Source organism: Azoarcus taiwanensis (assembly GCF_012910885.1).
Taxonomy (GTDB): domain Bacteria; phylum Pseudomonadota; class Gammaproteobacteria; order Burkholderiales; family Rhodocyclaceae; genus Azoarcus_F; species Azoarcus_F taiwanensis.
On sequence record NZ_WTVM01000154.1, the window covers coordinates 1 to 8,450 of the forward strand.

The 8,450-nt window shown below is 64.2% G+C and carries 10 protein-coding genes; 7 read left to right on the forward strand and 3 right to left on the reverse strand.

The annotated features are described in order from the left end of the window. From GPA21_RS17590 to GPA21_RS17600, 3 genes are all read left to right on the forward strand, one after another. Window positions 1–268, forward strand: a 268-nt coding sequence (locus GPA21_RS17590; protein ID WP_422614172.1) for a protein-L-isoaspartate O-methyltransferase family protein, incomplete at its 5' end; no start/stop codon positions are given. A gap of 12 nt (window positions 269–280) precedes the next feature. Further along, complete coding sequence (locus GPA21_RS17595) at window positions 281–604, forward strand: rhodanese-like domain-containing protein (RefSeq protein ID WP_168989408.1); 324 nt, start codon at window positions 281–283, stop codon at window positions 602–604. 42 nt (window positions 605–646) lie between these two features. Continuing rightward, the gene (locus tag GPA21_RS17600; protein WP_168989409.1) at window positions 647–1,942 is read left to right on the forward strand and encodes a TolC family outer membrane protein; all 1,296 of its coding nucleotides are present in this window, start codon (window positions 647–649) and stop codon (window positions 1,940–1,942) included. Here the strand turns inward: GPA21_RS17600 and waaA are convergent. Next, window positions 1,936–3,207 (reverse strand): lipid IV(A) 3-deoxy-D-manno-octulosonic acid transferase, encoded by a 1,272-nt coding sequence (gene waaA, locus GPA21_RS17605; protein WP_168989410.1) that lies wholly within the window; start codon window positions 3,205–3,207, stop codon window positions 1,936–1,938. The two genes, GPA21_RS17600 and waaA, sit on opposite strands and share 7 nt — an antisense overlap. Window positions 3,208–3,335: 128 nt before the next feature. On the opposite strand from waaA, the gene GPA21_RS17610 reads away from it, so the two are divergent. Both GPA21_RS17610 and GPA21_RS17615 read left to right on the forward strand, forming a co-directional pair. Beyond that, on the forward strand, window positions 3,336–4,343 hold the full coding sequence (locus tag GPA21_RS17610) for an NAD-dependent epimerase (RefSeq protein ID WP_168989411.1): 1,008 nt from the start codon (window positions 3,336–3,338) through the stop codon (window positions 4,341–4,343). Between the two features lie 9 nt (window positions 4,344–4,352). Next, on the forward strand, window positions 4,353–5,150 hold the full coding sequence (locus GPA21_RS17615) for a symmetrical bis(5'-nucleosyl)-tetraphosphatase (protein WP_168989412.1): 798 nt from the start codon (window positions 4,353–4,355) through the stop codon (window positions 5,148–5,150). Window positions 5,151–5,164: 14 nt separating this feature from the next. Here GPA21_RS17615 and GPA21_RS17620 read toward each other — a convergent pair whose 3' ends face one another. After that, complete coding sequence (locus tag GPA21_RS17620) at window positions 5,165–5,890, reverse strand: lysophospholipid acyltransferase family protein (protein ID WP_339379806.1); 726 nt, start codon at window positions 5,888–5,890, stop codon at window positions 5,165–5,167. 77 nt (window positions 5,891–5,967) lie between these two features. Beyond that, window positions 5,968–6,729: a GNAT family N-acetyltransferase gene (locus tag GPA21_RS17625; protein ID WP_168989413.1), complete on the reverse strand. Its 762-nt coding sequence runs from the start codon at window positions 6,727–6,729 to the stop codon at window positions 5,968–5,970. Between the two features lie 149 nt (window positions 6,730–6,878). Between GPA21_RS17625 and GPA21_RS17630 the strand changes: the two genes are divergently transcribed. Together GPA21_RS17630 and GPA21_RS17635 are read left to right on the forward strand one after the other, a co-directional pair. After that, window positions 6,879–7,814, forward strand: a complete 936-nt coding sequence (locus tag GPA21_RS17630; RefSeq protein ID WP_168989414.1) for a carbohydrate kinase family protein — start codon at window positions 6,879–6,881, stop codon at window positions 7,812–7,814. 2 nt (window positions 7,815–7,816) lie between these two features. After that, window positions 7,817–8,281, forward strand: a complete 465-nt coding sequence (locus GPA21_RS17635) for an outer membrane lipoprotein (protein ID WP_211163671.1) — start codon at window positions 7,817–7,819, stop codon at window positions 8,279–8,281. The last annotated feature ends 169 nt before the right edge of the window (window positions 8,282–8,450 follow it).

Genomic DNA, 8,450 nt, shown 5'->3' on the forward strand with positions numbered 1-8,450 from the left:
GCTCGAGGGTGACGGCGCTGGCGGCTTGCCTGATTCCGGTCCCTTCGACGTTATCGTTGTTTCCGCGGGGGTGCCTTCTCTGCCGCGCGCTTTGCTCGAGCAGCTCAAGCCGGGCGGACGGCTGTTCGCCTTCGTCGGCGACGCGCCGGTCATGAAGGCCCGACTGGTAACCTGTGTCGAACCCGGTCAGTACGCCACCGAAGACATCTTCGAATCGCTCGTGCCGATGCTCAGCAACGCACCGGCGGGCGACGCCTTCAGATTCTGAGCAACGCCAGCCATGAAACAGATTCCCGCGCGAGAGCTTGCCGAATGGCTGTCCGACGACAGCCGCGCCGATCCGGCGCTGCTCGATGTTCGCGAACCCTGGGAGTTTCAGCTTTGCCACATCGAGGGGTCGAAGCTGATACCGATGGGTGTCGTGCCCACCAGAGTCGATGAACTGGAGCGCGATCGCGACATCGTCGTGATTTGCCATCACGGCGGGCGCAGCGCCCAGGTTTGCGTTTTTCTCGAACGCCAGGGCTTCGCCAACGTCATCAACCTGTCGGGCGGCGTCGCCGGATGGGCGGCGAGCGTCGACCCGTCGATGCCCCAGTACTAAGCACAAGAATTCGAGCCGATCCGGTTCGCAATGGAGTCCCCAATGAAACGCTTTCTCGCAGCTGTGATCGTCGCCGCTTTTCCTGCTTTTTCGGGGGCAGCCGACCTGCTCGATGTCTACCGCGAAGCGGTGACACAGGATGCCCGGTTTGCCGCGGCCCGTGCCGAGTTCGAGGCTGGACGGGAAAGGGCCGTGCAAGGGCGTGCGGCGCTGTTGCCGAACATCGGGGCAAGCGGCAGCGTCACCCGTAACTGGGTCGATCCCAGCGGGCAACCCAGCAGCAGCTTCACCGGTAACGCCTGGGGTGTGCAACTCACACAGCCGCTGTTTCGCATGCAGAACCGGATCGCCGCCGAGCAGGGCGAACTGCAGACCGAGTTGGCTGAAGTGCAGTTCGAACTGGCGCGCCAGGACCTGATCCTGCGTGTCTCGGATGCCTACTTCAACGTGCTGAATGCGCAGGACGCTCTCGAGGCGGTGACGCAGTTGCAGACCGCTGCCGCGGAGCAGCTCGAGATCGCGAAGACCAGCTTCGAGGTCGGCACCGTGACGATCACCGACGTGCACGAGGCACAGTCGCGCTTCGATCTCGCCTCGGCGCAGGTCATTGCGGCGCAGAATGAACTCGACGTCCGGCGCGATGCGCTCACCCAACTCATCGGCAGCGACCCGGGCGAACTCGCCCGTCTTCGTCCGGAGGTCGAGCTGTCCCGCCCGGCACCGGACAATGCGGCGGACTGGGTTTCTGCGGCGGAGCTGGCGGGTTTCGGGGTGCAGATCCAGCACCTTGCGCGTGAGCTGGCAAGCCGCGAAGCATCCAGGGCCAGCGCCGGACACCTGCCGACGGTCGATCTCGTGGCCAGCCAGAGCTGGTCGCATCGCCAGAACAGCGCTCAGGCACCACGGACGTCAGCGACCGCAGTCGGTGTTCAGCTCAACGTGCCGCTTTATGCTGGCGGGTCGATCTCGTCGCGCGAGAGAGAGGCGGCGGCGCTGCTGACCAAGGCCGACTTCGATCTTGAAGGCGCTCGCCGCGATGCCGCCTTGTCCGCACGCCAGGCTTACCTCGGCGTAACCAGTGGCCTGGCCCGGATCAGGGCGCTGGAGGCGGCTGAGGTCTCGTCCTTGTCGGCGCTCGAGGCCACCCGTCTCGGTTTCGAGGTCGGTGTGCGAATCAACATCGATGTGCTCAACGCCCAGTCCCAACTCGCCGACACCCGTCGCGAACTCGCCAGTGCGCGCTACGACACGTTGCTCGCACAGCTCCGACTCAAGGCCGCGGCCGGCACGCTGGACGAAGAAGACCTTGAGGTAGTCAATACCTTGTTGGGTCACTGAGCCGCTCGGAGCAGGCGCTCGACGATCTCCAGCGTCCGTTTCGTCGCACCGCGGTGAGCGGTGCTGAAGGCGAGCCCTGCTTCTCCGATACTGGCCCGCTGCCGCGGGTCGGTTGCGATTTCCAGAGCCTTGAGTATGGCGGTTTCGACGGTCTCGAAACGCAAGGCCGCGCCTGCGGCCACTGCCTGCCCGGCGACCAGTTCGAAGTTGAAGGTGTGGGGGCCGATCAGCGCGGGCGTGCCTACCGCGCTGGCCTCGATGAGGTTCTGACCGCCGAATGGCAGCCAGCTGCCGCCGATCAGCGCGACATCGGCGAGCCGGTAGTAGGCGAACATCTCGCCCATCGAATCGCCGAGCATGACCCGCGTCGCACGATCTATCGTCGTGTTCTCGCTTCGCCGCTGCAGGCTCAGACCCCGGTCCCGGACGAGCGTGGCCACCTCCTCGAAACGTTGCGGGTGTCGCGGCACCAATACGAGCAGGGTGTCGGCCTGCGCTCGCGCGGCGAACGCGTCCAGGATCAACGATTCCTCGCCTTCACGGGTGCTGGCCGCAAGCACCACCGGTCGTCCGCCGATGCGGTCGCGGAGGGTCTGGGCGAGCGTGTCCGATGCGGGTGGCGGGGCGATGTCGAACTTGATGTTTCCGGTGACCGAAACCTGCCGTGCACCGAGTTGCGCCAGTCGTTCGGCGTCGGCTCCGGTCTGCGCGCCGACGGCGTCCAGTGCGCCGAGCGTGAGGGCAGTCAGTGCCGGCCAGCGCGCATAGCGCTGCGCCGATCGCGCTGAGAGCCGGGCGTTGGCGAGCAGTACCGGGACACTGGCGGCGCGACATGCGAGCAACAGGTTCGGCCATAGCTCGGTTTCCATGATGATGCCCAGGCGAGGCCGGAAGTGTCTCAGGAAGCGTCGCGAGAGCAAGCCGATATCGTAGGGAAGATAGACCGAGCGAACCCGTGGAGAGGCGCCGAAGAGGCTCGCCGCTGTGTCTCGCCCGGTGGGTGTCATGTGGGTGAGCAGCACCTCGTGGTCCGGAAGCCGCTCTAGGACCGCTCGCACCAATGGTTCGGCGGCGCGTGTCTCCCCGACCGAAACCGCATGGATCCAGACCACTGGGCCCGTGGGCGCTGCGCGATAGCTTGCGAATCGCTCATCGACATGCTGCAGGTAGGCTGGCTGGCGCCGGGCGCGCCAGGCCAGTCGAAGCAGCACTGCGGGCAGGGCGACATACCAGAGCAGGGAGTAGGGCAAGCGCAACAGAGACATGCGGAGCAGATTCGAGAAGCCGGGCCAGAAGTATAAACGTGGTGTCGCATCGCCATCGCAGCGGACGGCGGGCACGGGGCGTATGACATAATTGGAATCTTCCGAAAATTGCTGAGCCCGAACTGGTCATGAAGATACTCGTCACCGGTGCTGCCGGATTCATCGGCATGCATGTTTCCCAAGTGCTGCTTGCGCGCGGCGAAGAGGTTGTGGGGCTGGATAATCTCAACGATTACTACGACCCGCGTCTCAAGGAGGCCCGGCTGGCCCGACTCGAGCCTCATGCCAATTTCAGCTTTGTCCGCATGGACGTGGCCGACAGGCCGGGCATGGAAGCCTTGTTCGCACGTGAGAAGTTCGATCGCGTCGTGCATCTGGCCGCCCAGGCGGGGGTACGTTACTCGCTGCAGAATCCGCATGCCTATATTGACAGCAACATCGTCGGCTTCATGAACATCCTTGAGGGCTGTCGCCACAACTCGGTCGAGCATCTGGTCTACGCGAGCAGTTCGAGCGTGTATGGCGGCAACACGCGCATGCCGTTCTCGGAGCACGACAGCGTCGATCACCCGGTGAGCATGTACGCGGCGACCAAGAAGGCCAACGAGCTGATGGCGCACACCTACAGCCATCTTTATGGCCTGCCCACCACCGGCTTGCGATTCTTCACGGTGTATGGTCAATGGGGGCGGCCGGACATGGCCTTGTTCCTGTTCACCGACGCGATGCTAGCCGGGCGTCCGATCGACGTCTTCAACCATGGCCGCATGCGGCGCGACTTCACCTACATCGACGATATCGTCGAAGGCGTGATCCGCACCCTCGATCGGGTGCCAGGGCCGGATCCGGAGTTCGACCCGGATCAGCCGAACCCGGGCAGCAGCAATGCACCGTTCCGTGTGTTCAACATCGGCAACAACAACCCGGTAGAGTTGATGCGTTTCATCGAGTCGATCGAGGCCGCGATCGGCGTAACCGCCGAGAAAAACTTCCTGCCGCTGCAGGATGGCGACGTGCCGGCGACCTTTGCCGACACCGACGAACTCGCGGCATGGACCGGGTTTGCGCCTGAGACCGATGTGCGCGATGGTGTCGCCCGCTTCGTCGCCTGGTACCGCGAGTACTACAACAAGTAAGCGCGCGGCATGGCGGTCTATGCGATAGGCGATATCCAGGGCTGTTACGACCCGTTCGCGCGTCTGCTGGACAAGCTGCGCTTCGACCCAGCGCAGGATCGCCTCTGGCTGGTCGGCGATCTGGTCAATCGTGGGCCGCAGTCAGCAAAGGTTCTTCGCCTGGCGCGCGAACTGGGTGAATCGGTGATTGCGGTGCTGGGTAATCACGATCTCTACCTTCTGATGGTCGCCGCCGGCTTTACGCGCAGGGGCAAGGACGACACGCTCGATGACGTGCTCAAGGCCAAGGACCGGGACGTGTTGCTCGACTGGTTGGTTCGGCGACCGCTCGTCCATCGCGAGGACCGTTATCTGGTAGTGCATGCAGGCGTGCCCCCGGCATGGAGCGCCCACGAAGCGGTCGATAGAGGGCGTGAGGTGTCCGAGATGTTGCGGAGCAAACGCTCACAGGAATTCCTCCTCAAGCTGCAGGGTGATCAGCCGCGCCAGTGGGATCCGCGTCTGACCGGTTGGGACCGCTTGCGCTTCATCGTCAATGCGCTGACCCGCATGCGCTTCTGTCTCCCCGACGGCGAACTGGCGCTGCGCGCCAAGGGCCCGCCATCCAGGGCGCCCGTTGGCACCCTGCCATGGTTCAAGGTGCCCTACCGGGCCTGCTGGGATCACACAGTCGTCTGCGGGCACTGGTCGGCGCTTGGCCTGCACCGCGAAGATGGCGTGATCGCGCTCGACACCGGATGTGTCTGGGGCGGGGCGCTGACTGCGATCAGGCTCGAGGACGGAGTCCTGTTCCAGATTCCCGGCTGACCCTGCATGGGCTCTCAGTGGTGTCTTTCCACCTGGCCTGCGTGCCGGCTGACGTGGGCGACGATCGTCTCGCGTGCCTGCCGGGCAACTTCCTTGCGATGCAATCCGTTGCAGGTTGGCAGCGGTGAGCCGACCGAAACCGAGGCGATCAGCGCGCGACTCCCGACGATTGCCATCAGGCATTCGATGAGGCTGGTGTCGCCAGCATAGGCTGGCGCGAGGCTGTGCCGGCCCTGGGCGTCGAGGTAGCTGATCGCGACAGGCTGGACCGAGTGGCCCGACTCGACCGCGGGTTGCAGCAGGGCGGCATGAAAATGCAGCACATGCGAGCCATCCGTCGTCGTGCCCTCGGGAAACAGTGCCACGTTCCGACCCGCATCGAGAATCGCGCCGACCTCGGCGTTGATGATGCGGGCGTGACCACGGCTGCCACGCATCAGGAAGACCGTCTCGTTTCGCGCGGCAAGCACTCCGATCAGCGGCCAGTTGCGCACCTCCGCCTTGGAAACGAAAGCCGCGGGTGCCAGCGCGTTGACGACGAAGATGTCAAGCCATGAGACATGGTTGGCGACCAGCAGGCACCCTGGCTGAACGCGCTCCCCCTCATGCTCCAGCCTGAGCCCGACAATGGCGAGCAGGCGGCTTGACCAGCGCTGCCGGATGCGCTGGCGTTGCAATGGCGAGCGCAATGGATAAACGAACAGCGTCACGCACAGACCGATCAGAAGGTGCAGGGCCAATCGCAGCAGCCGCCAGCTGCGCAGGGGCAGGCTTGCTGTGATCGGAGGTGTCGTGCGAGAGGAGAGGGTTTCTGTGTTCAGTCGCGTTGTCCGAGAAAATGACGGGCGTAACGTGGCTCGACCCGGTTCATCGATAGCAATACAGGCAGGTCCGCGGTGTTGAAATCCGGATCCCAGGCCGGCGCGCCGCAGATCCAGGCGCCTGCCCGCAGGTAGCCCTTGATCAGCGGCGGGGTGTCGACCCGCACGTCGTCGCGCAAATCCTGCAGCGGCAGGGGAGTGCGCGGGAACACCCGGTACTCGGGGGGTGATTCGTGCGTTGTGACAAGGCGATTATACAGGCCGGCCGCCGCGTGGCCGCCGTCGTGCATGCTGACCGACGCGCAGCCGATGAGGTAGTCATAGCCGTTGCTGCGCATGTAGCGGGCAAGCCCGGTCCACAGTAAGGCGATCGCCGCGCTGTTTCGATACTCCGGGTCGATGCAGGAGCGGCCGACTTCCACCATGCGCGAGCGCAGGTGTTGAAGCCTTGTAAGGTCGAACTCGTTTTCGCTGTAGTAGCCGCCCACCCGTCGTGCGGCGCTGGGAGAGAGGACGCGGTAGGTGCCGACGATCCGCCCGAGACCCTCGTCTCGCACGATGAGGTGCTCGCAGTACGGATCGTAGATGTCCCGGTCGACACCCGGTGTCCGTGCGGACAGACGCGCACCCATCTCCTCGGCAAACACGCGGTAGCGAAGCTTTTGCGCCTCGACGATTTCGCTCTCACAGCTGGCAAACGTGGCATGCAGTCGTGACCGCGGGCTGTGTTGGGCAATGGTTCCGGTGTCCTGGCGCATCGCTTCGTTCTCCTTGAATGACCAATGGCCGGAGTCTGGTTGGTGCCTGTTGCAGGACGGTGACGAGCGAGTGACGAAGTTGTGAATGTTCAAGCCAATGGCACCGGGGAATCGGGGATAATCGGCTTTTGCTCATCCAAGGCTCGCCCATGTCCATTCTCGTCTGCGGCTCGGTTGCCTACGACACCATCATGGTGTTTCATGACCGCTTCCGGAATCACATCCTGCCCGATCAGATCCACATCCTGAACGTGGCCTTCATGGTGCCCGACATGAGGCGCGAGTTCGGGGGTTGCGCAGGCAACATCGCCTACAATCTCAAGCTGCTGGGAGCGGATCCGCTGATCATGGCCACGGTGGGCGACGATGCCGCGCCGTACTTCGATCGCTTCGACCGGCTCGGCCTGCGCCGAGACCATGTGCGTCGGGTGGAGGGAAGCTTCACTGCGCAAGCGTTCATCACTACCGATCTGGACGACAACCAGCACACTGCATTTCGCCCGGGCGCGATGAACGTATCGCATCTGAATCGCGTGTCCGACGCGCCGGACATTCGTCTTGGCATCGTGTCGCCGGACGGCCGGGACGGCATGCTGCAGCACAGCGCCGAGTTCGCCCAGGCCGGTGTTCCCTTCGTCTTCGATCCGGGCCAGGGTTTGCCGATGTTCAGCGGCGGCGAGTTGCTCGAGTGCCTGAAACTGGCGAGCTACTGCACGGTCAACGATTACGAGGGCAGCATGCTGGCCGAGAAGACCGGGCTGAGCCTTGCTCAGCTCGCGGATCAAGTTGAGGCCTTGATCGTGACTCGAGGTGCAGCCGGATCAACGATTTTTGCCGACGGCCGGCAGATCGACATTCCGTGTGCCGCGCCGGCTGCCATCGAGGATCCGACCGGTTGCGGCGACGCTTATCGAGGTGGTCTGCTTTTCGGCATTGCAAACGCTTACGATTGGGAGCGTGCAGGTCGGCTAGCCTCGGTCATGGGAGCGATCAAGATCGCCAGCCGTGGCGGGCAGAACCATGCGCCGACCCGCGAAGAGATCGCGGCGTGTTATCAACAGGCTTTCGATGAGGTTTTATGGTGAAGATGACGATATTCCGTTCTACCGGGCTTGCGGTGGTTGCGGCAGCCTCACTGGTCATGGCCGGGTGTGCGTCCGGCCTTGGCGGCGGCACCTATGAGCGTGCCGAGGCACGCCGCGCGATGACCGTTCAGTATGGCTCGGTCGAGGCAGTCCGCCGGGTCCAGATCGAAGGCACGAAAACACCGGTCGGACCGGTCGCTGGTGCCGCAGTCGGCGGTATTGCCGGCAGTGGTGTGGGTGGCGGGCGCGGTCGGGGCATTGCCACCGTACTTGGCGCAGTCGCTGGTGGTGTCGCAGGTGCCGCGATCGAGGAGGGTGTGACCCGTCGCACCGGAGTCGAGGTGACAGTGCGCTTGTCGAATGGACAATTGCTCGCGGTCGTTCAGGAGGATGGCGGCGAAAACTTCCGGCCAGGTGAGCGCGTTCGAGTGCTGCGCGACGGTGCGACGACGCGGGTCAGCCGCTGACAGTCTCAAGCCCGACAGGCTGCTAAGGATAGAACGCGTAGAGGCGGTAGCCCGCCGCGTTGGTCAGCTCAGGAGCGCGGAAAGGAAGGCGGACCTCGACTTCAGCCCGACCGCCGAATCCTGCCTGAACCGCTTCTGGTGACAACCATTCGCCAGGCTCCAGCACGCG